Origin of the sequence: Mesorhizobium sp. M0106 (genome assembly GCF_040322715.1) — a bacterium.
In the GTDB taxonomy this organism is placed as follows: domain Bacteria; phylum Pseudomonadota; class Alphaproteobacteria; order Rhizobiales; family Rhizobiaceae; genus Mesorhizobium.
Genome location: NZ_JAMYUA010000032.1, coordinates 36,497 through 62,344, shown reverse-complemented (window position 1 = coordinate 62,344; position 25,848 = coordinate 36,497). Strand labels below are relative to the sequence as shown.

General features: G+C 63.7%; 23 protein-coding genes and 1 pseudogene. 17 read left to right on the top strand and 7 right to left on the bottom strand.

The window, feature by feature from the left end; all coding sequences use genetic code 11:
- The first annotated feature begins 45 nt into the window (after positions 1 to 45).
- The 3 genes and pseudogenes from NKJ55_RS25585 to NKJ55_RS25575 all read left to right on the top strand — a co-directional run bounded on the left by NKJ55_RS25585 (position 46) and on the right by NKJ55_RS25575 (position 3,844).
- On the top strand, positions 46 to 975 hold the full coding sequence (locus tag NKJ55_RS25585) for a carbohydrate ABC transporter permease (RefSeq protein ID WP_352452309.1): 930 nt from the start codon (positions 46 to 48) through the stop codon (positions 973 to 975).
- Positions 975 to 1,831: pseudogene (locus NKJ55_RS25580) on the top strand (carbohydrate ABC transporter permease). The gene NKJ55_RS25585 and the pseudogene NKJ55_RS25580 overlap by 1 nt, the downstream one beginning before the upstream one ends.
- A 27-nt stretch (positions 1,832 to 1,858) precedes the next feature.
- Positions 1,859 to 3,844 (top strand): glycoside hydrolase family 127 protein, encoded by a 1,986-nt coding sequence (locus NKJ55_RS25575; protein WP_352452308.1) that lies wholly within the window; start codon positions 1,859 to 1,861, stop codon positions 3,842 to 3,844.
- 18 nt (positions 3,845 to 3,862) lie between these two features.
- On the opposite strand, the gene NKJ55_RS25570 is transcribed toward NKJ55_RS25575, so the two are convergent.
- Complete coding sequence (locus tag NKJ55_RS25570; RefSeq protein ID WP_352452307.1) at positions 3,863 to 4,642, bottom strand: response regulator; 780 nt, start codon at positions 4,640 to 4,642, stop codon at positions 3,863 to 3,865.
- A 233-nt stretch (positions 4,643 to 4,875) separates the two neighbouring features.
- Between NKJ55_RS25570 and NKJ55_RS25565 the strand changes: the two genes are divergently transcribed.
- The 5 genes from NKJ55_RS25565 (at position 4,876) to NKJ55_RS25545 (ending at position 11,120) form a co-directional block, all read left to right on the top strand.
- Positions 4,876 to 5,790, top strand: coding sequence for a cytochrome-c peroxidase (locus NKJ55_RS25565; RefSeq protein ID WP_352452306.1), 915 nt, complete (start codon positions 4,876 to 4,878; stop codon positions 5,788 to 5,790).
- A complete protein-coding gene (locus NKJ55_RS25560; protein WP_352452305.1) occupies positions 5,787 to 8,303 on the top strand; it encodes a two-component system VirA-like sensor kinase in 2,517 nt (838 codons plus the stop codon). The genes NKJ55_RS25565 and NKJ55_RS25560 overlap by 4 nt, the downstream gene beginning before the upstream one ends.
- A 169-nt stretch (positions 8,304 to 8,472) precedes the next feature.
- Positions 8,473 to 9,522: a methyltransferase gene (locus tag NKJ55_RS25555; protein ID WP_352452304.1), complete on the top strand. Its 1,050-nt coding sequence runs from the start codon at positions 8,473 to 8,475 to the stop codon at positions 9,520 to 9,522.
- 14 nt (positions 9,523 to 9,536) lie between these two features.
- Entirely contained in the window at positions 9,537 to 10,043 is a 507-nt protein-coding gene (locus tag NKJ55_RS25550; protein WP_352452302.1) for a hypothetical protein, read from the top strand.
- 201 nt (positions 10,044 to 10,244) lie between these two features.
- Positions 10,245 to 11,120 carry a class I SAM-dependent methyltransferase gene (locus tag NKJ55_RS25545; RefSeq protein ID WP_352452301.1) on the top strand — a complete coding sequence of 292 codons (876 nt, stop codon included), beginning with the start codon at positions 10,245 to 10,247 and terminating at the stop codon, positions 11,118 to 11,120.
- A gap of 116 nt (positions 11,121 to 11,236) precedes the next feature.
- On the opposite strand, the gene NKJ55_RS25540 is transcribed toward NKJ55_RS25545, so the two are convergent.
- Positions 11,237 to 11,974, bottom strand: a complete 738-nt coding sequence (locus tag NKJ55_RS25540; protein ID WP_352452300.1) for a gamma-glutamylcyclotransferase — start codon at positions 11,972 to 11,974, stop codon at positions 11,237 to 11,239.
- Between the two features lie 304 nt (positions 11,975 to 12,278).
- On the opposite strand from NKJ55_RS25540, the gene NKJ55_RS25535 reads away from it, so the two are divergent.
- Positions 12,279 to 13,436, top strand: coding sequence for a putative hexosyltransferase (locus NKJ55_RS25535; protein WP_352452299.1), 1,158 nt, complete (start codon positions 12,279 to 12,281; stop codon positions 13,434 to 13,436).
- On the top strand, positions 13,423 to 14,055 hold the full coding sequence (locus NKJ55_RS25530; RefSeq protein WP_352452298.1) for a hypothetical protein: 633 nt from the start codon (positions 13,423 to 13,425) through the stop codon (positions 14,053 to 14,055). The genes NKJ55_RS25535 and NKJ55_RS25530 overlap by 14 nt, the downstream gene beginning before the upstream one ends.
- On the opposite strand, the gene NKJ55_RS25525 is transcribed toward NKJ55_RS25530, so the two are convergent.
- The 4 genes from NKJ55_RS25525 to NKJ55_RS25510 all read right to left on the bottom strand — a co-directional run bounded on the left by NKJ55_RS25525 (position 14,052) and on the right by NKJ55_RS25510 (position 18,040).
- On the bottom strand, positions 14,052 to 14,492 hold the full coding sequence (locus NKJ55_RS25525) for a GtrA family protein (protein WP_352452297.1): 441 nt from the start codon (positions 14,490 to 14,492) through the stop codon (positions 14,052 to 14,054). The genes NKJ55_RS25530 and NKJ55_RS25525 overlap by 4 nt on opposite strands.
- Complete coding sequence (locus NKJ55_RS25520) at positions 14,485 to 15,177, bottom strand: class I SAM-dependent methyltransferase (protein ID WP_352452296.1); 693 nt, start codon at positions 15,175 to 15,177, stop codon at positions 14,485 to 14,487. The genes NKJ55_RS25525 and NKJ55_RS25520 overlap by 8 nt, the downstream gene beginning before the upstream one ends.
- Positions 15,152 to 16,192 carry a glycosyltransferase family 2 protein gene (locus tag NKJ55_RS25515; RefSeq protein ID WP_352452316.1) on the bottom strand — a complete coding sequence of 347 codons (1,041 nt, stop codon included), beginning with the start codon at positions 16,190 to 16,192 and terminating at the stop codon, positions 15,152 to 15,154. Before NKJ55_RS25515 ends, NKJ55_RS25520 begins: the two co-directional genes overlap by 26 nt.
- 465 nt (positions 16,193 to 16,657) lie before the next feature.
- Positions 16,658 to 18,040, bottom strand: coding sequence for an FAD-binding oxidoreductase (locus NKJ55_RS25510; RefSeq protein WP_352452295.1), 1,383 nt, complete (start codon positions 18,038 to 18,040; stop codon positions 16,658 to 16,660).
- Positions 18,041 to 18,266: 226 nt separating this feature from the next.
- On the opposite strand from NKJ55_RS25510, the gene NKJ55_RS25505 reads away from it, so the two are divergent.
- Positions 18,267 to 19,274, top strand: a complete 1,008-nt coding sequence (locus tag NKJ55_RS25505) for an AraC family transcriptional regulator (RefSeq protein WP_352452294.1) — start codon at positions 18,267 to 18,269, stop codon at positions 19,272 to 19,274.
- 123 nt (positions 19,275 to 19,397) lie between these two features.
- Here the strand turns inward: NKJ55_RS25505 and efp are convergent, their stop codons facing one another.
- A complete protein-coding gene (gene efp, locus NKJ55_RS25500) occupies positions 19,398 to 19,964 on the bottom strand; it encodes an elongation factor P (RefSeq protein ID WP_352452293.1) in 567 nt (188 codons plus the stop codon).
- A gap of 114 nt (positions 19,965 to 20,078) precedes the next feature.
- Here efp and epmA point away from each other — a divergent pair, with 114 nt between their 5' ends.
- From epmA to waaA, 6 genes are all read left to right on the top strand, one after another.
- Entirely contained in the window at positions 20,079 to 21,125 is a 1,047-nt protein-coding gene (epmA, locus tag NKJ55_RS25495; protein ID WP_352452292.1) for an EF-P lysine aminoacylase EpmA, read from the top strand.
- Between the two features lie 168 nt (positions 21,126 to 21,293).
- Complete coding sequence (locus NKJ55_RS25490; protein WP_352452291.1) at positions 21,294 to 22,637, top strand: TldD/PmbA family protein; 1,344 nt, start codon at positions 21,294 to 21,296, stop codon at positions 22,635 to 22,637.
- Complete coding sequence (locus NKJ55_RS25485) at positions 22,624 to 23,430, top strand: 3'(2'),5'-bisphosphate nucleotidase CysQ (protein ID WP_352452290.1); 807 nt, start codon at positions 22,624 to 22,626, stop codon at positions 23,428 to 23,430. Before NKJ55_RS25490 ends, NKJ55_RS25485 begins: the two co-directional genes overlap by 14 nt.
- Before the next feature lie 74 nt (positions 23,431 to 23,504).
- A complete protein-coding gene (locus tag NKJ55_RS25480) occupies positions 23,505 to 23,750 on the top strand; it encodes a DUF4170 domain-containing protein (RefSeq protein ID WP_023674378.1) in 246 nt (81 codons plus the stop codon).
- A 5-nt stretch (positions 23,751 to 23,755) separates the two neighbouring features.
- Positions 23,756 to 24,535 (top strand): lysophospholipid acyltransferase family protein, encoded by a 780-nt coding sequence (locus tag NKJ55_RS25475; RefSeq protein WP_023717166.1) that lies wholly within the window; start codon positions 23,756 to 23,758, stop codon positions 24,533 to 24,535.
- Positions 24,532 to 25,848, top strand: coding sequence for a lipid IV(A) 3-deoxy-D-manno-octulosonic acid transferase (gene waaA / locus NKJ55_RS25470; protein ID WP_254817457.1), 1,317 nt, complete (start codon positions 24,532 to 24,534; stop codon positions 25,846 to 25,848). The genes NKJ55_RS25475 and waaA overlap by 4 nt, the downstream gene beginning before the upstream one ends.

Sequence of the window (25,848 nt, the reverse complement as noted above, 5' to 3'; positions counted from 1 at the left end):
CCCCTCAAGGGGGAGGGGGACGTAGCGCTAACGGAAGACCACGGCATGACCACCATCACAGCAACCACCGCCGCGCCAGCGCGCGCATACAAACTCGTCGGCGCCGGCCGCCGGCAGTGGATCGGCTTGCTCTATGTCGCGCCCGCCGTTGCCCTGGTCGTCGTCTTCTTCATCGTGCCGCTTTGCATGACCGCCTGGATGTCGCTGCACAACTGGCCGCTGATGGGCGCGCATAGCTTTATCGGCCTCGACAATTACTGGGCGATCCTGCGCGACACCCGTTTCTGGAACGCGCTGAAGTTCACCGGCTACTACACGGTGGTGGTCACGATCGCGATCTTCGCCGTCGCCTTTCCGCTGGCGCTGTTCATCGAAAGGCCGCGGCAGCTGACCGGCTTCTACCGCACGTCCTTCTTCATGCCGGCGGTCATCGGCTTCGCCTCGGCGAGCCTTTTGTGGTCGTGGCTGCTCAATGTCGATTCCGGCCTGTTCAGCCCGGCCGCCTTCGAGCTTGGCCTGACCGAGAAGAAATTCAACCTGCTGGCGACCTTCCAGCCGGCCTTCTGGTCGATCATCGCCATGGTGGTGTGGAAGGTGGCGGGCTTCACCATGATCATCCTGATGACCGGCCTGCAATCGATCCCGCCGGATCTGCAGGAGGCGGCGATGATCGACGGGGCAGGGCCATTCGCGCGGTTCCGGGCGATTACCTTGCCCTTGATGCGCCGCACGCTGGCGCTGGCGCTGATCCTGTCGGTTGCCGGCTCGATCCTCGCCTTCGACCAGTTCTACATCATCCTGCGCGGCGGCCCGCGCAATCAGACGCTGACCGCCGTCTACTGGATCTTCAACCAGTCCTTCGTGTCGTTCAAGCTCGGCTATGGCGCGGCACTGTCGATGGTCCTGCTGGTCATCCTGGTGGCGCTCAGCTTGATCCAGCTGCGGTTGCTGCGCAATCCGGAAGGGGTCGACTGATGGCGCAGGCTCGCACCCGCAAACGCCGCATCGGCATGCAGATCGCCGAGCACTCGACCGGCATCATCGCATCCATACTGTTCCTGGCGCCGATCGCCTGGACGGTGCTTTCGGCCTTCAAGCCGGCGCAGGAGGCGCGCCAGCCGCCGCTGCCGCCGTGGCCGAGCAGCGGCATCTCGCTGGAGAACTACGCCACGCTCAACACCTTTGGCGACGGCCTCTGGCTGCCGGCGCAAAACAGCATCTACGTCTCGGTCATGACCGTGGTGCTGTCGGTGATCGTCAGCGTGCTGGCCGGCTACGGCTTCTCGCGCTTCCGCTTTCGCTGAAGAACCTGCTCTTCGTCGTCATCCTGTCGACGATCATGATCCCGTTCCAGTCGATCCTGACGCCGATCTTCCTGGTGCTGACAAAAATCGGCCTGCACAACACGCTGACCGGGCTGGTCTGCGTCTACGTCACGCTGCAGCTGCCGTTCTCGATCTTCATGATGCGCAACGCCTTCGACGCGGTGCCGCGCGAGATCGAGGAGGCCGCCCGCATGGACGGCGCCAACAACGTCACCATGCTGTTGAGGGTGATGCTGCCGCTGGTCTGGCCGGGCATCGTCACCATCGCGCTGTTCGCCTTCCTTGGCGCCTGGAACGAGTTTCTGGCGGCGCTGGTGCTGATGACAGACCAGTCGAAATTCACGCTGCCGATCATGATGACCGCGCTGCAGTCCGGCCGCTTCGGCGCCATCGACTGGGGCGCCGTGCAGGCCGGCGTCACCGTCATGATGGTGCCGTGCCTGGTGCTCTTCCTGCTGCTGCAGCGCTTCTACATCCGCGGCCTGATGGCAGGGGCCGTGAAGTGACCAACCGAACCGAACCGGAGTAAATTGATGACCGCATCGCATTCCGCCAGTCAGGGCGCCAAGCCGAAACTCGCCTTCCGCCCGCTGCCGGTGCCGCAGGTCGATGTGCGCGGCTTCTGGGGCGACCGCGTCGATGCCGTCGCCTCGAAGACCGCCGGCATCCTCTATGACCGCTGCGTCGAGGCGCGCATGCTCGAGCAGATCGACCCGGACCGGCCGTCGCCCGGCGTCGTCATCCCGTTCCACTCACCTTCACCGGACGAGGCGGCCACCGCCGGCAACGAGTTCACCGGATCGACGGTGACGACGCAGATGTTCTGGGACTCCGATTGGGGCAAGACCATCGAGACCGCCGCCTATTCGCTCTATCGCCGCCGCAACGACGAGCTCGAGAAGAAGATCGATGCCGTCATCGACATGTATGGAAAGCTGCAGCAGCCCGACGGCTATCTGTCGAGCTGGTACCAGCGCATCCAGCCCGGCCTGCGCTGGACCAATCTGCGCGATTGCCACGAGCTCTATTGCGCCGGCCACCTGATCGAAGGCGCCGTCGCCTACTACCAGGCCACGGGGAAACGCAAGCTGCTCGACATCATGTGCCGCTACGTCGATCATATCGCCGAGACGTTCGGTCCCGAGCCCGGCAAGAAGAAGGGCTATTGCGGCCATGAGGAGATCGAGCTGGCGCTGGTCAAGCTGGCGCGGGTGACGGGCGAGCGCAAATACATGGAGCTAGCCAGATACTTCATCGACCAGCGCGGCCTTGAGCCGCATTATTTCGACGAGGAGGCGCGCGCCCGCGCCGCCGACCCCAAGGCCTATCATTTCAAGACTTACGAATACAACCAGTCGCACAAACCGGTGCGCGAGCAGGACAAGGTCGTCGGCCATGCGGTGCGGGCGATGTATCTCTATTCGGGCATGGCCGACATCGCCACCGAATATGGCGACGACACGCTGCGGGTGGCGCTCGACCGGCTGTGGGACGACCTCATGACCAAGAACCTCTACGTCACCGGCGGCCTCGGGCCGTCGTCGCACAATGAGGGTTTCACCGCCGACTACGACCTGCCCAACGACACCGCCTATGCCGAGACCTGTGCTTCGGTCGGCCTGGTGTTCTGGGCAAGCCGCATGCTCGGCATGGGTCCCAATGCGCGCTACGCCGACATCATGGAGCGGGCGCTCTACAACGGCTCGATCTCCGGCCTGTCGCTCGACGGCTCGCTGTTCTTCTACGAAAATCCGCTCGAAAGCCGCGGCGCCCACCACCGCTGGAAATGGCACCGCTGCCCGTGCTGCCCGCCCAATGTCGGGCGCATGGTCGCCTCGATCGGCAGCTATTTCTACGGCCTGTCGGACGACGCACTCGCCGTCCATCTCTATGGAAACGGCACGGCTCGTTTCGATATCGCGGGCCGGCAAATAGAGCTCACCCAGAGCAGTAACTATCCATGGGACGGCGCGGTCTCGATCTCTGTCGAACCGGAAGCTCCGACCGAGTTCACTTTGCACCTGCGCTTGCCGGCCTGGTGCCGCAAGGCAGCGCTCAAGGTCAACGGCGCCGATGTCGATCTGGCTGCCATCAGCAGCGACGGCTATGCCGCGATCCGCCGCGAATGGCGCAAGGGCGACCGCGTCGAGCTCGACCTCGAAATGGCCGTCGACCGCCTCTACGCCAACCCGCAGGTGCGACAGGATATCGGCCGCGTCGCGCTGGCGCGCGGACCGCTGATCTATTGCGTCGAGGAGACCGACAATTCCAGCCAGTTGCACCGCATCGCCTTGCCGCGAACGGCAGACATCAAGGCGCATCAGCAGCCGAACCTTCTGGGCGGCGTCGTGACACTTTCGGCGATTGCCAAAAAGGAGGCTTTCGAAAAATGGGAAGAGGGGCTCTACCGCACCGAACCGCCGGCGGTCGAGGACGCGAAAATCACCGCCGTGCCGTATTTCGCCTGGGACAACCGCAACCCCGGCGAGATGCTGGTCTGGCTCAGAAGCGCGGGGTAGGCTGGGCGCGGCAGCGGCTCAAAGTACCTCGACCGCAGTCGCGAATATGTAGCCGGCGCCACGCTCCGTAACAATGAGCTTCGGCTCGCTCGGATTGACCTCGAGCTTGCGGCGCAGCCGCAATATCTGCACGTCGATGCTGCGGTCGAACACCTCTTCGTCGTGCACGCGGCTGGCAGCGAGAAGCTGCTCGCGGCTCAGGATCTGCTGCGGCGATTTCAGGAAGGCTGCCAGCAGATTGAACTCGCCGGCGGTCAGCGGCGTCGCCTCGCCCGCCGGCGACCTCAGGCGCCGCATCCGCATGTCGAGCTCCCAGCCGGCAAAACGATAGCGTATGTGCTTCTTGCCGCGCGGCTGCGGCTGCGCCGACCCCGATCGCCGCAGCACGGCGCGAACACGCGCCAGCAGCTCCCTGAGGCTGAAGGGCTTGGTGATGTAGTCGTCGGCGCCGAGTTCCAGGCCGACGACGCGATCCACCTCGTCGCGCCTGTGGCCGGTGATGATGATGATGGGCGCTTCCGGCGGACTGCCGAGTTGCCGCATGACGTCGAACCCGTCCTCGTCGGCAAGCCTCATGTCGAGGATCATCAGGTCTACGGGCTTTTCATTGAGGACGCGCGACATGGCCCGGCTGTCGGCGACCGCGCTAACCCTGAAGTTTTCGCTCTCCAGGTAAATGGTGAGCATATCGCGAATTTCGGGGTCGTCGTCGACGACAAGAATATGCTTCGGCGCCGCTGCCTGCTCGATACTGCCTTTCGACTGCTGTTCGTGGCGAATGTTTTGTTCGGCTGACATCTCGCACCGTCCGCAAGCGTGGAACTCATGACCGAGCCGTTGCTTTTATTAAACGTCGATTTTCGGCGATTTATTGGTGAGCGCGATGATCTTCGTAATCGCACACCCTGCCACAGGCTCGCTCGATGGCACATCAGCAGATTGGTAAGGTTCGGGCGGGGCTTTTTGTTCCGCTTTGCCTGGCAATGGCGGCACCTTTTGCGTTGGCCCAGAGCAATCAGCCGGCCCCGCCGATGGGCGAGCCGATTGCACCGATCACGGCCAGCGGCCCCTCCGACCGGGCGAAGATCGCGCTTGGCGAGAGCCTGTTCAACGATGCCCGCCTGTCGCATGGCGATGTCGTCGCTTGCAGTTCCTGTCACAGGCTCGATCTCAGCGGCGGCGACGGTCTGGCCCGTTCCATGGCGGCGGATGGCAAGCCGCTCGATTTCAACACGCCGACCGTCTTCAACGCGGCGCTCGATTTTCGGCTGAACTGGCGCGGCAATTTCCGCACTTTCGAGGAGCAGAACGAGGCAGCCATGCTCGATGACAGGCTGATGAATACGAGCTGGGAGGAATTGCTGACCAAGCTGCGCTCGAATGCTGAGTATTCGCAGCGGTTCGCGAGGGTCTACGGCTCCATTCCCGACCGGACAAACGTGCTCGACGCGCTTGTTGTCTTTCAACGGTCGCTGATCACGCCCGATGCCCGTTTCGACCGCTATCTCAAGGGCGAACGCGACGCCATCACGACCGACGAAGAGCACGGCTATCAACTGTTCAAAGCGTATGGCTGCGTCGCCTGCCACCAGGGCGCCAACGTAGGCGGCAATCTGTTTCAGAAATTCGGCATCTTCCAGGATCCCTTCGCTCGCCAGAAGAGCCTGACCAAGGCGGATCTCGGCCGCTTCGCCGTTACCGGCGCCGAGAGCGACCGCCATGTGTTCCGCGTTCCCAGCCTGCGCAACGTCGCGGTGACGGCGCCGTATTTTCACGATGGCCGCACCGCATCGCTCGCAGACGCGGTGAAGATCATGGCGCGCAACCAACTCGGCCGGGAGCTCGACCAGCGCGATGCCGATCTCATCGTCGAATTCCTCGGGACACTGACGGGCGAGTATCGCGGCCGGCCGTTGACCAGCGCAGCCGATCGTCTGCAGCAATGAAGTCGCTACGCATCCTGGCGCCGATCGTTGCCTGCCTGCTCATCGCCCTGACCTACCTCCTGGTGCAGGGCACGGCTCCCGATGCGGCGCGCCACGAGCGCACGCTCGATGCGCTCAGGACGGTCATCCTCTATAACGCCGCACTCCAACGCGATGTTTTAAGGGCACGCGCGGGACTGCTGCGCAGCTACGATCCGCTTGTGCGGTCGATCGAGACCCTGGATGAGGCGACGCAGACGCTGCCGGCTGCCCGCGACGCAGCAAGCGGCGAAACACGGGCGGACATCGACAAGCGGATCGCCGAAGTCATCGCCGCGATCCGCGACGAGGAAGCGCTCGTCGAGAGGTTCAAGTCCGATAACGCGCTGCTGCAGAACTCGCTGAACTTTTTCAACTATATGAGCGGTCGTCTCACGAGCGAGGGTGACGGCCTTCGAGCGGTCGAGATAGGAGCCCTGATGGTCGCAATGTCGCGGTTTATCAGCGATCCCCAGCCGGATGCGGCAAAAGCAGTAACCGCCGCACTCGACCGGCTGGCAAGGCCCTCCGTCGATGCCGTGCCTGCAAGAGATGTGCTCTCGCTCGTCTCCCACGGCCGGCTTATCGTCACCAGGCTTCCGGCGGTCGACGATCTCGTCGCCCGCCTGCAGACCGCGCCGACGAGCGAGCGGGCTCGCGCGCTGCAGGACGTCTATCTCGGTGCGCATGGGCGGGCCGCGGCGCGGGCCGAACTGTTCCAGACGCTGCTTTATGTCACCGCGTTGGGCCTCGTCGGCTATGTCGCCTACCTGTTCGCCCGTCTGCGCCGTAACGCGCGGATCCTGCGCGAGCGGCTGGAATTCGAGGGCCTGATCGCCTCGATCTCCACGCAGTTCATCAATCTGCCGCGTGACCGCATCCGCGCCGGCATCAGCAAGGGCCTCGCGCGCCTGGTCGAACATGCCGGGCTCGACGGCGCCCAGATTTTCGTCAGCCACATCGCCGATCCTTCCGGCGGCTACTTCTATCGCCGTCCGGGCGGGAGCAGGCCGGCCCGCCTGTCGAAGGACATGATCGAGCTGGCTTCACGCTGGACGCTGGCCGACCACGAGCGGCAGGGCTGCATCGACGTTCCCCGCGTCGGCGAGCTTCCCGAGGGGCGGGAGAAGGCATCCCTGCAGGCGCACCAGTTTCGATCGTGGCTGTGCATACCGATGTGGCATGCCGGCGAGCGGTTGGGTTTTCTGGCTCTCGATACCGTCACGCACGAAAAGCATTGGGCCGACGACGACATTGCACTGCTGCGCACCGCGGCCGAGATTTTCGCCAATGCCATCGTGCGCGAGCACAACGAACGCGAGCGTGAGGCACTGCAGGCGCGGCTCAATCAGTCGCAACGGCTGGAAGCGATCGGGACGCTCGCCGGCGGCATAGCGCACGAGTTCAACAACATCCTCGGTGCCGTCCTTGGCTACAGCGAGATGGCGCTGGCGGTGCTGCTGAAGGAGTCGCGCGCGCGGCGCTACGTCCAGCAGATCATGCAGGCCGGCAGGCGGGCGCAGGACGTCACCGAGCAGATCCTCGCCTTCGGCCGTCGTCACGAGCGGCAGCATCACGCGCTGCGGGCGGAAGCCGTGGTTGCCGAAGCGGTCGACCTGCTGCGCGCCTCGTTCCCCGCCACGCTTTCAGTGCAGACGCATCTTGCAGCCGCGGATGCGGCGATGACGGGCGATCCGACCGAACTTCAGCAGGTGGTGATGAACCTCGGCACCAACGCGGCGCAGGCGATGAACAACCGCGGCGCATTGGAAATCGGTCTCGACACGACGGAATTCGTCGAGGCGCGGATGCTGTCGCACGGCAACCTGCCTGCCGGCTGCTATCTCCGCCTTGCCGTCAGGGACACCGGCAGCGGCATGGATCAGGCGACGCTCGAGCGCATCTTCGAGCCGTTCTTCACGACCAAGCCGGCAGGGCAAGGCACCGGGCTCGGCCTGTCGACGGTGCACGGCATCGTCATAGCGCACAGAGGCGCGGTCGACGTGAACAGCAAGCCCGGCGAAGGCACGACCTTCGAGATCTATTTTCCGCAGATCGAGGCCGCCGAAGCAACCCAGAACGAGGACGAGAGCGACGCCGCCGAGGTGCCGATCAAGCATGGCAACGGCGAGACGATCCTCGTCGTCGACGACGACACGCCGCTGATGCAACTTGCGGAGGAAATGCTCGCCGCGCTCGGCTACGAGCCGGTCGGGTTCGACCGCAGCCCCGCGGCTCTCAGCGCATTCCGCACCGATCCGGAACGCTTCGACCTGGTGCTGACGGACGAGGTCATGCCCGACCTGACAGGGATCGAATTCTCCGGCCGGTTGCACAAGATCCGGCCCGACCTTCCGGTCGTGCTGATGACCGGTTACGGCCGTCAGCTGCGGTCCCGCCAACTGACGGCGGCCGGCATAAGCGAAGTCATCAAGAAGCCGCTGCTGTCGGCCGCCGTCGCACAATGCCTTGCCCGCCATCTGCATTCAGGCTGATCACGGCCGGCCGGATTTCTTCGTTACAACCGTAACCAAAATCCCACCTGGCTGAAATCGACCCGTAGCCGGGCCAGTCGATGGTCCTCCCGCGCCCAGACCATGATCCCGAAAAACCGGGAACCGGTTTTTTGGAAAGGTCATGGTCTCTTGAGGAAGGAGAAATCTTATGGACGCAAACATCACCGAGGTAACGAAACAGGCGAAGGACGTCGCAGAACTGTCGCCCGAAAGCCTTATGCAACTCGGCCTCGGCTTCTGGGCATCGAAGACGTTGCTGAGCGCCGTCGAACTTGACCTTTTCACGGAGTTGACGGCGGGACCCCTCGAAGGGGAAACACTGAGAAACCGGCTTGGACTGCATGAGCGGGGAGCGCAGGATTTCTTCGACGCGCTGGTTGCGCTGCGCATGCTTGAGCGCGAGGGCAACGTCTACTGCAACACGCCCGTGACTGACCGCTACCTTGACCGCAACAAGTCGACCTATGTTGGCGGGATGCTCGCCAGGGCCGGTCAGCTGCTTTACGCGAACTGGGGCTCGCTCACCGACGCGCTCAGGACGGGCAAACCGCAAAACGGCACCCAGGACGGCGAAGATCTGTTCGACATGCTGTTTTCGGACCCGGACAAGGTGGAGATGTTCGCGCAGGCGATGACCGGCGGCAGCCTCCAGGTGGCGGAGGCGCTCGCCCGGCATTTTCCCTGGGCGGACTATTGTACCTTCATCGATATCGGCACAGCCGAAGGCAGGCTTCCGGTCGAGATCGGCCGCGCCCATCCGCATCTCACCGGCGGCGGTTTCGACCTGCCGCCGATGCGGCCGGTGTTCGAGGCCTATGTGGAGCGGCACGCACTTGCAGACCGGCTTCGGTTTTATCCCGGCGACTTCCTTGCCGAGCCGCTGCCTTCCGCCGACGTGCTGGTGATGGGTCATATCCTGCACGACTGGAACCTGGAGGTGAAGCGCGCGCTGCTGGCAAAGGCCCATTCCGCGCTGCCGAAGCAAGGCGTGCTCATCGTCTACGACCAGATCATCGATGACGAGCGACGGGAGAACGCTGCGGGTCTGCTGATGAGCCTCAACATGCTGGTCAACACCAATGGCGGGTTCGACTACACGCGCGCCGACGGCATGGGCTGGATGCGGGAGGCGGGCTTTGCGGAGGTCCGCTGCGAGCATCTCGCCGGTCCTCACTCGATGATCGTCGGCGTCAAATAGCAGCGGAGAAGCTGATGACACGAAGAGCTCTCATCGCAATTGCCGCCCTTGGCCTGGCCGCAGCATTCACCGCCGCAACGCTCAACCAGGGTGAGGTCGGCGCGGCGTCCGCGACCGCTTCGATCGAGCACGGTCGATACCTGGTGAAAATCGGCGGCTGCAACGACTGCCACACGCCAGGGTACCTGGAGAAGGCCGGCAACGTTCCGCAGGATCGATGGCTAATCGGCGACTCGCTCGGCTTCAACGGGCCGTGGGGTACGACTTACCCGACCAATCTTCGCCAATTTTTGCGGACCATGGACGAGGACGACTGGGTACAGTTCGCGCGCACGATCGAGACGCGCCCGCCCATGCCATGGTTCAACCTGCGTGCCATGAGCGAGCCCGACCTGCGCGCCATCCACCGATATGTGCTTTCGCTCCCGGCAGACGATACGCCGGTTCCGGACTATGTGCCGCCCGGTCGTCCGCCGAAGACGCCGCATATCGTATTCGTTCCGCAGGCGCCGAAATCATAGTGGCGTCCGAACGCCGGGCGCAGGGTGGTTCTCCGCTAGCGTGGTATGCCAGGCACGGGCGCCTGTTTCAGTCGTAACGCAATTCCCGATTCCGGAAATCACGTTGTAGCACCGATCTCCGATCGTGATGGTCGGGCCCTGGGCGGTCATCAGGCTGCCCAGCGGTCACAAATCCCGGATAAATCGATCATGGAGTCAAACATGTACAATCTGCTTGCCGAACATGCGCCGAAGACCGACCGTGATCAGAGCCCCATGGATCCGCGTCCCTATGCGTTGGGTTACACGCAAAGCGAATTCAAGCGCCTGGAGCTGCAGGGAGCGCTCATTCACGACCTTACCGAGCATGTCCTGCGCAGTGCGGGCATAGGACCCGGCATGCGCGTGCTCGACATTGGCTGCGGCGTAGGCGATGTCTCCTTGCTGGCCGGAAGGCTGGTCGGACCGGCGGGAAGGGTGCTTGGTGTCGATCGCTCGGCAGAGGCTGTGGACATTGCCGAGCGGCGCGCCACTGAATCCGGCCAGTGTTACTGGACACGTTTCACGACGGCCGAGCTTGATACATTCTCGCCCGACGGGAGCTTCGATGCGGTGATCGGCAGGCTTGTCCTGATGTATCTGCCCGACCCGGCCGCAACCCTGCGCAGGCTTGCCGGTTTCCTGCGGCCTGGCGGCATCGTCGCCGTCCAGGAAATGGCGATGCCGCTCACCCGCAGTTTTCCAGAGGCGCCGCTGTTCGGCAAATGCCGCGGCTGGATCATCGACACGATCGAGCGCGCGGGTTTCGAGGTCGACATGGGTGGCAGGCTGCCCATGGTGTTCGCCGGCGCAGGGCTGCCGGCGCCGCGGATGAACTCCGCCGGCCTCGCCGGCAGCGGACCCGACTCGCCGATCTACGACTACATTGCCGGCACGTTGCGCAGCCTGTTGCCGATGGCCGAGGCAGTCGGTACCGCAACCGCCGCCGAGGTGGAAGTCGATACCCTCGCCGAGCGGCTGCGCAACGAGGCTGTCGAGCAGCAGACGTGCATCATGCTGCCGCCCTTTGTCGGCGCATGGGTGAATACGCCGGGATAACGAACCGAAGGGAGGACACACGATGCTCGATACTGCCATCGGCGAGCGCGCGGGACATCTCGTCGACCTGCACAACATCGATTTCGCCTGGGAGCCCGACGAGATGCTGGTCTGACTCAGGGACGAATGAAGCCCGACCGCGCCCGACCGATCTCCTCGGCCACAAGTTGCTGCAACTGCCAGAGATTGCGGTCGCGGATGCCGCAGGCGTCGAGATGGCGGATGGTCTCGAACAGATATTCGGCGCCCGAACCCCAATGGCCGACGGCCGTGGCCAGGGTCGCCGCTATCGCTCGCTTTTCGAGCTTGCCGGCATAGCGCGGATTGGCGGGATCGACAACGAAACCAAGCGCTTGGCCCGTGCCGTCGCCCGTCCTGACCTGCAGCCAGCGCGGCACGTTGACGGCCGGCAGGATGGTCATCTCACGTCGCAGCAGCGTTTCGAGATTGGCCCCCACTGGCTCGGCGATCTCGAACACCATGCCCTGACATTGGCCGCCGCGATCGAGCGCCATCATCAGGCCGGGCTGCTCGACGGTGCCCCTGAAGCGCTGCACCGTAAAACAGAACGAACGGTGCCAGCCCGTCGCCACGGCCCGTTCGCCACCCCTGACCTCGCCGGCCGGCTTCCACAGAAGCGAGCCATAGGCGAACAGCTTCACCGGCCCGCCCGGCGCGCCGGCCAGCACCTCGTCGCGAATGCGCGCGTAATCGGCATCGGTCATGTAGACCATGCCCGGCGTCGGCCCGGCATCCTCGACCGCACGCAAGGTGCGGGCGACCAGCGCCTCGGTCAGCGCCATCGGTGTCTTGCGCGGCGAACGCCGTGATGCGGCGGAAATGACCTTGCTCATCCTCATGCTCTCAGCCTTGCCGCCATGTTGCCGAAGGCTGAAGGATTCTCAAGGGCCGAGTTCACCAGCGCGGTATCGGGATTCGAACTATCGTGTCCAACAGCTTGACTGCACAAATACCTACGCGACGGGTTAAAAGCGTCGACTGAACCCATTTCAACGTGATGCGGCGAGATGCTGGCTCAGGGACGCCGGATAGGCGGTATCGCCAATTTTTGAGCCGCGTTGCATGCCTTGAATTCGCCCGGGCGCGCGTCATCTAGCTTTGAGTGGCGCCAGTCACTTGAACGGGTGGAGGCAGATTGTGGCGCTCGAAGCTGTCGCGCGTCCCGGCGGTCGCTATATTGCGGTCGCCGTCGTGGCGGTGCCATTGCTGTTCGTCGTCGGTGGACTGGCCATCCGCTATGCCGCATTTGCCTCGATCTCGGCGGAACCAGGCTTCGCAGTCTATGCCCAGGCGCTCTGCCGCTGGGATTGCGCGTGGTATGTCGACATTTCCGAACACGGTTATGAGCGCTTTCCCATTCCAGGCCAGAGCAATGTCGGACGCTGGGGCTTCTTTCCGCTCTATCCGATGCTGGTGGCGGCAATCCGGTCTGTTTTCCCTTTGCCGACAATACTGCTCGCGTCGATCGCATCGATTGCGTGCAGCTACGCGGCCTGTCTGGTGGCGTGGCCGCTGCTCGAGAAGAACATGCGCGCTTATGTGCTGTATTGCGCCTTTCTGCTCAGCGGCCCGTTCTCCTTTCACTTCACGACTTTCCTGACCGAACCTCTTTTCGTGCTCCTGACGTCGTGCGTTTTTCTGGCACTCAAACGCTCCAGCTATCTGACCGCGGGGCTGTCATCGGCTCTCCTGTCGGCAACCAGGCTCGTCGGAGTGCTTGTTGTATTTGCGACCGTCATTCAGATGTTCAGGGATTACCGCGCAAAGGGCGGATCGATGCTTTCTTTCCCACGCTGGGTGCTTGGCCGACCGGATCTGCTCGTTGCAATTCTCATCTCGCCTGCCGGCTTGTTCGCCTACATCCTGTTCCTCTACCTGACAGTCGGGGACGGCTTTGCCTTCCTGCACGTCCAGCGCGCGTTTGGACGGGTGGCGGGCAATCCGCTCGCCTTCATATGGGATGGACTCTCGGCCGTTCCGACGACTGGATGGCTGCCTACGGCGCCACAATGGAGCGCGCTCGCCGCACTCATAGGACTGGCATTATCGGCGGTTCTGGCGGTTCGCAGGCAATATGGCGCCGCGCTGTTCTGCGCCTGCTGCATCATCTCGCCGCTGATCACGAACCTGGCCTCGATGGTCAGATACGTCGTTGGGCTTGCGCCTCTGACAATATTGCTGACCACGTTGTTGTCGGCGTCGAAGCTGACTTTTCTTGCGGCTCTGGGTCTCTTCCTGGGCGCCTGCTATTTCATGACCGTCGCGTGGATCGGGGGCTATCTTGCCCTGGTCTAGCACTCCGGGCCCGCATCGGCGCGCGGCCTCGCTTGGCGGCTACACGCTGGCGGCGGTTCTGGCCGGGGCGGAAATCATCATCCTTGCGCTTGCTCTCAATCCAGACGTCAATGCCGACTATCGCGCCTATTACATCGACCGGACGACGACCTGCCTCAATCGCGATGCGGTCGGCAGCTACACACTTGGCGAGACGGTGTCGTTCCGGTCCGACGGAGCCAAAAAGGCAACCGGCATGAGGGTCTGCGGCTGGTCGGGACCGGTAGCCGACGGCACCCATTCGCTGGGCGAGACCTCGCGGCTTCGCCTGGAGATAACGCCGCTTCGCGACGGCCTGACGGCCACGGTGCAAATGGCCGCTGTCATTCGTCCGCCACAGATCACGCAAAGGGTTGTGATCTCGGTGAACGGCGTTCGGGTGCATGCGGTGACACTGTCCGGCAAAGAGCCACGCACCGTCTCGTTCGTCATCCCACCGGCGGCTCTCGCCGAGGCCAAGACACTCGACATCGCCTTCGACTACCTCGACGGCATTCCCCAAACTCCTGCCGCCAGCAACATCTATAAGCGCTCCATCAAATTGTTGTCGCTCCGGCTCGATCCCACTGACGCGGATTAGGGCGGGCGATCGCGCTGCTGGCCGCGTCTTCGCTGCGCAAAAACCCAGCGGTCGAGCATGAGGAGATTGACCGCTGGAACAAGCAAGCATGTAACCAGGATGGCAATGATCGGCGGCAGACTGAGTTTCGTCGTCAAAAGCGCCGGCGCCGCGTAAGCCACCGCGAAGCCGGTTGCCGTCAGCAAGAGAAAACGCGGAGCCTCCGATCGATGCGATCCGCTCGACGCGAAGGTCACGAACTTATGCGCGAGATAAGAAAACAGGGCGGCAGCGGTATAAGCTGCGAGCGAGGCACCGACCGGCGAGAGGCCGAACCGTTGCCATTCGACCAAAGCGGTGGCCATCACTGCATATATGATCGTTGCAGCGATGCCGACCGACCCGAAGCGCGCCATCAGCCTCAGCCGGGCGTCGCCGGTCAAACGGCGCTCAGACATGCGCACTGCACGCATACTGCGCTCCAAGCGGCAAAGGCGCGAATACGCGCTCGACTCTTCTGGCCAAGGGCCTTGCCGAGGGTAGCAGCAGAAAATGCTCGGAGCGGATGTCGCTGAAGCCTGTTTCCTGAAAGAGGGACCTTGCTCTGGCGGCTTTGAGCAGGACTGCGTCGTGATCGAAGGGACACCGGAACACCGCAAGGCGCGTCATCGGATTATAGGGATTGTGCTCGATGATGCAGGCGATGCCGCCTGGCCGCACGACGCGCCGCATTTCCAGCAAGAAATCGAGCCAGGAGGAGGGCGGAACGTGATGGACGACACAACTGGCGAAAGCCAGGTCGAACGTGCCGTCCTCATAAGGCAGCCCCTGCGTGCTGCAGGTCCTGTAGGCCACACGCGGATTGTGTTGGCTGGCGCGCAAAATCGAGTCTTGCGAGACGTCGCAGCCATCGAGGCTGTCGAAAGCGCCGTCGAGATAGCGGTGGAGCGAACCGACGCCGCAGCCGACATCCAGCGCCCTTACAGCCGACCCACCCTGCCGAAGCTTTCGCTCGACCACCAGTCGCCGCAGCAGGTCCGCCTTGGCGACAAGGAAGAAGTCGTGCCTGAGTCCGGAAAACCGGATGGACCCTTCGACCGCCTCGCCGTAGTTGGAATTATAGTTGTCGAAGAGTTCGCCCATTGGCGGGGACTCCACTCCTGGGCTTGTGAAACGATCGGCCGCGCTCACCAGAGACGGCACGCATCGCCTCGTCGAAACCGGTGAGCCGATCGATCACGTACAGCGGGCGGCGTTTCACCTCGGCGTGAATGCTGCCAACGTAGAGCCCGACCACGCCGGTCATGAAGAGATTAATGCCGCACAGGAGCGACACGATCACCACCGTGGATGTCCACCCGGCAATGATGCCGGCTTCAAAAAACCAGGCAAACATGGCGTAGGCACCAAAGACCACCGCAAGCGCGGAAATGGCCAATCCGCCCCAGAGCGCCAGGCGCAACGGCTTCTCGGAGAAACTGACGATGCCGTGAACCGCAAGGTGCATCATCTTCCAGAATGGGTATTTGGTCTGGCCCAGGGTTCGCGCGTGGCGCTCAAATGGCACTGCCGTCTGCTTGAAGCCCATCCAGCCGAACATGCCCCTGACGAAGCGGTCATGTTCGGGCATATGCTTGAAGGTTTCCAGCGCCTTGCGGCCGACCAGGCGAAAGTCGCCGACGTCGCGCGGAATATCGACCGACGTCATTTTCTCCAGCAGGCGATAGAAAAGACTTGCCGTAAAGCGCTTGAACCAGGATTCGCCGTCGCGCTTGACTCGGCGGGCATAGACGATCTCGAAGCCTTCCTTCCACTTTGCCACCAGATCGAGAACGACCTCCGGCGGGTCCTGCAAGTCGGCATCCATGACGATGACGGCATCGCCCGCAGCGGCATCCATACCGGCGGTAATGGCCATCTGGTGGCCGAAATTGCGGGAAAATTCGATCAGCCGAAAGCGCGGCTCGGCGGCAACCACCTTTCTCAGGTATTCGACACTTCCATCGAGGCTTCCGTCATCGACGAAGATGGCCTCCGTTTCTCCGTCCAACCGGCCGATCAGGCAACTGATCCGCTCGATCAGCCGAGGCAGCACCTGTTCTTCATTGTATATGGGCAGGACCAGCGAGTAGCGAGGCGGTGACCTGTTCACCGTCATTCCAGGGTCGTGGACCACAGACTCTCGCATGCGGTTGAAAATGGAACGCAAGCTACAAAGTTCCAAAGGCACTTAAGAAACTGCTAATTTATCTAATTCTGGAGGGAATACCGGTTCTCGATGAGCACTGGAGGGTGTCGTCGTGAGGTCGGACGTCCACATCGAGGCGTAAACTATCGGTGGCTGCTGGCGCGATCGGCCTGGCGAGAAACAGTCGTTGAGGCATAACGCGTTGACCGCGAGGCCTACTCCCGGACTTGCCGGTTGAAGCGGGCTGCGGGTCACCCTAAGGGTGCGGGCAGACCGCTTTTGACGCATGCCGGACATCGCTCATGGAACACGGTCGGCGAGCGCGGCCGAGTATCCCGCTTGCCGGCCAGCGAGCGTCCTGACCGGCAAGCTATCGTACCGGCCGAGCCTTAGCTGGGCCGGCCGGTACGCTTGCCGGCCTGACGAGGGCCGCCGTCAAGCAGCCGGTCGAATGTTTTGGTTCACCCGGAAGAGGTTGTTTGGGTCGTATTTCTTCTTCAGCGTAGCCAGGCGCTCATAGTTGTCGCCATAAGCCGCCTTGAGCCTTGCATCGCCCTCGTCATCCATCATGAAGTTCAGGTAGGCGCCACCCAGATCGAACGGATGCACGGCCTCCCAGTAGGCCTTGGTCCAGCGCGTCACCGGCCCCGCTTTCTGTGGGTCCGGATCGATCCCGGCGATGACCATCGACCAGGTCGCATCACGGTAATTCCAGGGTGTCTCGTCTTTGCCGACGCGATGGACCGCACCATCGATCGGGTAGAGGTGCATGAGCGATAGCTCGCTCGGCGTCTTCGCCGCCTGCTTGAGATGGGCGTCGATCGCCTCGTCGGACAGCGTCTTGACGAAATCGCCCCGCCAGTACCACTGCATTCCCTTCGGGTAGAGCCCATCGAACATGCTCTGCACCGCGGGATAGGGCATCGTTCCCATCCAGTTGAACCAGGGCGCGGGCAGCGCATCGAGCAGCGGGGCCAGCGCCTCTCTGCCCTTTTCCTCCGGGCCGTTGTAGCAGCACATCAGCAGACACATCCGCTTTCCCCAAAACTCTTCCGGGAAGGGTGCGCTCGAGAGGACGGTCTTGAGCCCGAGAAAGATCCCGAGTTCTTCGGGCGCGTTTGGCAGGAACTCGCGATAATGCTGCATGATGGTGCGGGCGTGGCGCTGATCCCATGCGATCGGCCCCGCAAAGACCATGCTGACCTGGTGGAGCTTGAACACAAAGCTGGTGACGATGCCGAAATTGCCGCCGCCGCCGCGAAGCGCCCAGAACAGGTTGGGGTTCCGCTCCTTGCTGGCGGTGACGAAGCTTCCATCGGCAAGCACGACATCGGCCTCGATCAGATTATCGATGGTCAGGCCATATTTGCGCGTCAGATAGCCATGGCCGCCGCTCAGCGTCAGTCCGGCGACCCCGGTGGTTGAGATGATGCCCGCCGGTACGGCCAGGCCAAAGGCATGGGTGGCATGATCGAGGTCGCCCTGAGTACAGCCCGGGCCTACCCGCGCCGTGCGGGCATCCGGATCGACGCGCACGCCGTTCATCGCCGACAGGTCGATCACCAGACCGTCGTCGCAGCTCCCCAATCCTGGTCCGTTATGGCCGCCGCCGCGTACCGCAACCAGCAAATTGTTGTCGCGGCCGAAATTCACCGCTGTGATTACGTCGGCGACGTCGACACAGCGGGCGATGATCAGCGGCCGCTTGTCGATCATGCCGTTGTAGAGCTTGCGGGCCTCGTCATAGCGGGCGTCGCCGGCGCGGATGACTTCGCCTCGCAGGCTTGCTGCGAATTTGGTGATGTCTTCATCGTTCATGACATTCCTCCCTGCTATTGGACCTGTCGGCCGGCCGATGAAACGCTAATCCCGTCCGCTGTTCCCGCAAATGTCACATCGTCCATTTCTGTTGCCCGATCGTTCAGAGTAGGATTAGACCGGATGGATAGTTGCCCGGGCGGCCATATTGCCGGATAGTTCGAGATGCCTGGCGGAAAAACTCGTTGTCAAAGGGAGTAGCCGATCGTTTCCGGAGGTGTAGTGCATGGATGTCCTTTCCGATGTGCTCCGAGCCGTACGCCTCACCGGTGCGATCTATTTCGACGTCGACGCCAGCTCTCCCTGGGTTGGCGAGTCGCCGGGCACGGCCGACATTGCCGCCGCCGTCATGCCGGAGGCAGAGCACATCATTTCTTTTCATGCCGTGATGTCGGGCTCGTGCTGGGCCGCGCTGGGAGACGATTCGGTGCCGCCGGTGCTCGTGAACGCCGGTGATGTCGTTGTCTTCCCCGGTGGTGTTCCGAACGTCTTGAGCTCCTCGCCGGGGGCGCGGGGCGAGCCCAATATGGCGATGTATTATCGGCCGATAGACGAGAGCCTGCCGTTCGCGGTGATCCATGGTGGCGGCGGAGACGAGCGGACCCGGTTCATTTGCGGGTATCTTGGCTGCGATGCACGTCCCTTCAATCCTCTCCTGGCCGCATTGCCGGCCATCCTGTGTGCCCGCAAGCCCGCCGATGGAAGCAGCTGGGTTATCGACCTTTTTCGGCTGGCGCTGGCCGAAGGTGGCAGTGGGCGGGCGGGCTGTGAAACGATACTCGCCAAGCTGAGCGAGCTGATGTTTGTCGAGATCATCCGCCGCCATCTCGAGACCCTCCCCGACGATTCGCGCGGCTGGCTGTCAGGCCTACGGGATCCACATGTCGGCGAGGCGCTCCGGCTCATCCACGCTCGCCCCAGGGAGGAATGGACATTGGACCGGCTCGCCCGCGAAGTAGGGCTCTCGCGCACGGCGTTTGCGAGCCGCTTTACCCACTATGTCGAGGTCTCGCCGATGCACTATCTTGCTCGCTGGCGTCTGCAACTGGCAGGACGCTTGCTCGAACGCCCCGAAATGAGCATCGCGCAAGCGGGTGCCGAGGTCGGCTACGAGTCGGAAGCCGCCTTCAATCGCGCCTTCAAAAAGTTCGTCGGCATTCCACCTGGCACCTGGCGAAAGGGACGGTCGGCGTTGCTCGAGGCTCAGAAATTGCCCGCTGGCGTCGTGCAATAGGAAAGAACTGGCAGGGCGTTGACGCTTCGGTCTGCGTGCAATGCTCGAAAGCCCCTGGCACAAAGCGGTAGACGATGACCGGCCGCCGCGACGCTTTCGGCGAGGCGTTTCAGGCTTCGCGCCTCAATCCTTCGCGCGCTCGACATAGGCGCCATCGGCCGTCATCACCACCACGCGGGTGCCGGCGCTGATGTGTGGCGGCACCAGGGTGCGCACGCCGTTGGACAGCGTTGCCGGCTTGTAGGACGAGGACGCCGTCTGGCCCTTGGTCACCGGCTCGGTCTCGACCACCTCGAAAGTGGCGCGCTGCGGCAGTACCAGCGAGATGGCGATGTTGTTGTATTGCGAGATCTGCACCGGCATGCCTTCCACCAGATAAGGCGCCATGTCGCCGACCACGCTTTCCGGCACCGCGACCTGGTCGTAGCTCTCCGGATTCATGAAGTGAAAGCCTTCGCCGTCGCGATAGAGGAACGTGTGCTCGCGCTCCTCGACATAGGCGCGCTCGACCTGCTCGGTGGTGCGGTAACGCTCGGAAACCTTTACCCCGTCGGAGATACGCCGCATGTCGAGCTGGGTGACCGGCGTACCCTTGCCAGGATGAATGTTTTCGGCAAAGAGGATCACATAAAGCTTGCCGTCCTTTTCGACGACGTTGCCTTTGCGTAAGGAGCTGGCGATGACCTTCACGGGTTTCCATCCTGATAAAATTTGTTGGCGCAAATCGGCTGGAGAGGCCGTTGCGTGCGGCCTAGCGCATCTTGGCCGCAATCGCCAGCCCTCTGCGCAATTCCCCTGAAGCCGATGACCGCCGCCTCGCCGTGGTGGACGCCGCATGTCCACGCCGACCGCCGGCCGCGGCTGATCCTGCGCAATGCCATTGCCGCCGGGATGCGCGACTGGTTCGCCCGCCGCGACTTCGTCGAGGTGGAGACATCGGCCCTGCAGGTCTCGCCCGGCAATGAAGCGCACCTGTCGGCCTTTGCCACCGAGGCGATCGGGCCGGACGGACAGCGCCAGCCGCTCTACCTCCACACGTCGCCGGAATTCGCCTGCAAGAAGCTGCTTGCGGCCGGCGAGGAGCGCATCTTCAGCCTCGGGGCTGTCTGGCGCAACCGCGAGCGCGGCCCCTTGCACCATCCTGAGTTCACCATGCTCGAATGGTACCGCGTCGGCGAGACCTATGAGAGCCTGATGCGCGATTGCGCCGAGCTCGTAGCGCTGGCGGCCGAACGGGCCGGAGCGAAGCGTTTTAGCTTCCGCGGCCGTGAAGCCGATCCGTTCGCCGAGCCGGAACGGTTGAGCGTCGCCGAAGCTTTCATGCGCCATGCCGGCATCGATCTGCTGGCGACGGTCGCAGCCGATGGCAGCACCGACCGCGCGGAGTTGCATGCCGCCCTGGTCCAGGCCGGATTGCGGACCGCGCCCGACGACAATTGGGCCGACCTGTTCAGCCGGGTGATGGTCGAAAAAATCGAGCCGGCGCTGGGGCAGGGGCGCAACACCATTCTTTTCGGATATCCGATCTCGGAGGCGGCATTGGCCCGGCCGAGCGCCGACGATCCGCGCACCGCCGAGCGCTTCGAGCTCTATTGCTGCGGCGTCGAACTCGCCAACGCCTTTGGCGAATTGACCGATCCGGCCGAGCAGCGCCTGCGCTTTGCCGCCGAAATGGATGAGAAGCAGCGCGTCTATGGTGAACGCTACCCGATCGACGAGGACTTCCTCGCCGCGCTCGCCATCATGCCGCAGGCGAGCGGCGCCGCGCTCGGCTTCGACCGGCTGGTGATGCTCGCCACCGGCGCGCTCAGGATCGACGACGTGATCTGGACGCCGGTGGCCGCTTCCTGAGGGATTGTCGATCTCGCTCGCCGTTCATCCGCCTGCGGGCTGCGGTCCTGTTTGAGCGCTTGATGCACCCGGTTTGTCCGCTTCTCCCATTGCAGAAGGCGCATCGGGACAATAGATGGTGCAGCAGCGGCTGCCCTATTGCGGGCCGAAAATAACAGGATCATGCGCATGACCGATACGCTCGACGCAGCGAAACTGACCGATCGCGTCGCGGCCCTGGTCGAGGCTGCCAAACGGGCCGGCGCCGATGCCGCCGATGCCGTTGCGGTACGCGGCCGCTCGACCGGCGTGTCGGTGCGGCTTGGCAAGGTCGAAGGCACAGAGGCGTCCGAGAGCGAGGACGTCTCGCTGCGCGTCTTCGTCGGCAAACGCGTGGCGAGCGTTTCGGCAACGGCGGCATCCGACCCCAATATGCTGGCCGAGCGTGCCGTCGCCATGGCCAAGGTGTCGCCCGAAGATCCCTATCAAGGCCTCGCTGACCCGGCCTTGCTGGTCAAGACGCCGCGCGACCTCGATCTGTTCGACGCCACCGAGGTGTCGGCCGATCAATTGAAGGAAGCAGCGCTTGCCGCCGAAGCGGCGGCGCTTGCCGTCAAGGGCGTCACCAATTCGGCCGGCAGTGGCGCCAGTGCCGGGCTCGGCGGCCTGGTGCTCGCCACCTCGCACGGCTTCGTCGGCCATTACGTCGCCTCGCGTTTTTCACGCTCGACCAGCGTGATCGCCGGCGAGGGCACCGGCATGGAGCGCGACTACGAATTCTCCTCGCGCCAGCATTTTTCCGATCTCGACGCGCCGGAAGACATAGGCCGCAAGGCCGGTGAGCGCGCTGTACGCCGCATTGGCGCGCGCAAGGCGGCGACCGGGCCGGTCGACGTGGTGTTCGATCCGCGTGTGGCGCGCGGCATTGCCGGCCACCTTGCCGGTGCCATCAATGGCGCCGCGGTCGCGCGCAAGACCAGCTTTCTCCGCGACATGATGGGCAAGAAGGTGGCTTCGGCCGCAATCACCGTCACCGACGAGCCGCTCCGGCGCCGTGGACAGGCCTCGCGCCCGTTCGACGGCGAAGGCGTCGAGGGCGAAAAACTGTTCATGGTCGACAAGGGCGTGCTCAACCACTGGTTCCTGTCGACTTCGGCGGCTCGGGAACTCGGCCTCGTCACCAATGGGCGCGGCTCGCGCAGCGGCTCGTCGGTCTCGCCGTCGTCGACCAATCTCGCCATCGAGCCCGGGGAAAATACGCCGGAAGAGCTGATCAAGTCGCTCAAGACCGGCTTCTACGTCACCGAAGTGTTCGGCCAGGGCGTCGACATGGTGACGGGCGAATATAGCCGCGGCGCTTCCGGCTTCTGGATCGAAAATGGCGAGCTGGCCTATCCCGTCGCCGAGGTGACCATCGCCTCCAATCTGAAGACGATGTTCCTCAACATGGTTCCGGCAAGCGATCTCGACCGCAATTTCGGCACTGCCGCGCCCACGCTTTTGATCGAAGGAATGACCCTTGCCGGAGCTTGACCCGGCCGTCTCGGCCGGCGCTACTGAAGACCTGCAGCTGCTGCGCGATGCCGCCCGCGCGGCGGGGCTCATCGCCATGCAGTACTTCAACAACAATCCGCAGGTGTGGATGAAGGGCGGCACCTCGCCGGTCAGCGAAGCCGATCACGCCGCCGACAAATATCTGCGCGAGACCTTGCTGGCGGCCCGGCCGGATTATGGCTGGCTGTCGGAGGAAACCGTCGACGACCCGGTAAGGCTCGTCGCGCGCCGCACCTTTGTCGTCGATCCGATCGACGGCACGCGCGGCTTCCTCGAAGGGCTGCCCACATGGTGCGTCAGCGTCGCTGTGGTCGAGAACGGCCGAACGCTTGCCGGCGTGCTCGACTGCCCGGCGAAGGGCGAAATCTATTGGGCGCTGCCCGGCGAGGGCGCGTTCCTGAATGGCAGGCGCATCAGCGTGCGTCCGCCGTCGGAAACGGCCGAAATCGCCGGACCGAAGGCGATGATCGACCTGATGCCGGCGAAATGGCACAAACGGCTGAAGCGCGTGCTCTATATTCCTTCGCTCGCCTACCGGCTGGCGATGATCGCCGGCGGCCAGCTCGATGCCACCTTCGTCAAGGCCAACGCGCATGACTGGGACATCGCCGCGGCCGATCTCATCCTGCGCGAGGCAGGCGGCGCCTTGCTCGATCGGCATGGCCGCGCGCCGCTCTATGCCGGCGAAGTGATCCGTCACGGACCGCTCGCCGCCGGCAGCGGCGAACTCCTCGCCGTGCTCGCCGGCGTCATCGCCGGGCTGGACAATTGACCACTATCAATAGTTCCAAAGTCGGCGGCTTTGGTCTAGACCTGTCCCAAACTCACGATATGTGAAGGATCGACATGGCCGCTGAAGACGGAAAGAAACAGCTTTTGCACCTGGTGTTCGGCGGCGAACTCAAGAAGCTGGGCGGCACCGAATTCCGCGATCTCGACGCGCTCGATATTGTCGGCATCTATCCGGACTATCAATCGGCGCACGCCGTCTGGAAGGCCAAGGCGCAAGCTAGCGTCGACAATGCCCATATGCGCTATTTCGTCGTTCACCTGCACCGCCTGCTCGACCCCGAAAACAAGGCTGTCGGTTGACATCGATGAACCATGAAGCGGTCAAGCGATCAGCCCCGCGGTCGGCGGTCAGACGTCGCAAGCCGAAGACGTTCTGGCGCAAGATCCGCGAACCGCTGGCGCAGTCGCGATTCGTCAAGAATGCGCTTGCCGCGCTGTTTGCGTATTTCGTCCGCCTTGTCCGCTTGACCAACCGCATGGTTGACGGATCGGCCAAGTTTTCCGGCGGTGCCTATGCGCAGCTCGAGCCTGGCATAATCGCGCTCTGGCACGGCCAGCACCTGCTGACCCCGGCCTACTATCCCAAGGGACGGCCGCTGGTTGCCATGGTATCGCGCAGCGCCGATGCCGAGCTCAACGCGCTGATGGTCGAGAAATTCGGCATCGAGGCGGTGCGCGGCTCTGGCGGGCGCGAAAGCGCAAGGCATCTCGACAAGGGCGGGGCCAAGGCGCTCATCGCCCTCAAAAAGTCGCTCGCCACCGGCAAGAATGTCGCCATGATTGCTGATATTCCCCACGGCACGCCGCGCGATGCGGGGCTCGGCGTCGTCCTTCTGGCGCGGCTGTCCGGCCGGCCGATCCTGCCTGCCGCGATAGCCACCAGCCGCCGCAAGGTGATCGAGGGCAGCTGGGACAAGACGACGATCAACTTGCCCTTCGGCCGCTCCTCGATTGTCGTCGGCACGCCTGTCTTCGTGCCGGCCAACGCCGACGCCGCGGAAATGGAACGCAAGCGCCAGGAGGTCACGGCCTCGCTCAATGCCGCGACCGCCGAGGCCTATCGCCTTGTGGACGGTTCGAAATGAGTATGCGCTGGGCCCGCGCCTTCCTGACGGCCTACCGCTTCGCCGGGGCCGCCGCTTACCCGCTGGTCGGACCTTACGTCGCCTGGCGCACTTCCAGAGGCAAGGAGGACCGCATTCGCCGGCGTGAACGCTACGGCGTCGCCGGACGCGAGCGTCCCGAAGGCCCGGTGATCTGGATCCATGCAGCCAGCGTCGGCGAGACCATCGCCGTCGTGCCGCTGGTCGAGAGCATTCTCGATTACGGCGTCAACATCGTGCTGACCACGGGCACGGTCACCTCGGCGCAGGTCGCCGAAGAACGGCTGGGCGACCGCATCATCCACCAATATGTGCCGCTCGACCTCAAGCCGGCGGTCAGCCGCTTCCTCGACCATTGGCAGCCGGACCTGGCGATCATCGCCGAATCGGAGATCTGGCCGATGACCATCCTGGAACTCGGCGCCCGCCGCGTGCCGCAGGTTCTGGTCAACGGCAGGCTGTCCGACCGCTCCTTCAAGTCCTGGAAGAAGCGCGCCAACATTGCCGAAGCATTGTTCGAAAATCTTGCCCATGTCGTCGCCCAGTCGGATCTCGATGGCGAGCGCTTCCTGTCGCTCGGCGCCCGGCCGGTCACTGTATCCGGCAATCTCAAGGTCGACACCGCGCCGCCGCCGGCCGACGAACGGGCGTTGGCGGCGCTGAAACGCCAGATCGGCGGTCGCCCGACCTGGGCGGCGATCTCGACCCATGACGGCGAAGAGGCGGTCGCCGCCGAAGTTCACGCCATGCTGCACAAGCGCCACCACGGGCTTTTGACGATCATCGTGCCGCGCCATCCCGATCGCGCCGGGCAGCTGGCCGCCCAGATTTCCGGCATGGGCCTGAAGCTGGCGCAGCGCAGCAAGGGCGACAGGATCACCGCCGACACCGATATTCTGCTCGGCGACACGATCGGCGAGATGGGGCTTTATCTGAGGCTGACGGAAATTGCCTTTGTCGGCCGTTCGCTGACTTCCGAGGGCGGCCAGAACCCGCTGGAACCAGCCATGCTGGAGACAGCGGTGCTTGCCGGCCGCAACGTCCAGAATTTTCGCGAGGCCTATCAGCGCCTGCTCGATAGCGGCGGCGCCAAGCTGGTGCGCGACCGCGATATGCTGGCCGGCGCCGTTAATTTCCTTTTGACCAACGAGGCGGCCCGCCATGAGATGATGGCGGCGGGTGCGGCGACGGTCGACGAGATGCGCGGTGCGCTGGCGCATACGCTCAGGTCGCTCGAGCCCTATATCCAGCCGCTGGTCGTCAAGTCGCGCCTGAAGGGCGCGAACGGGCGCTGA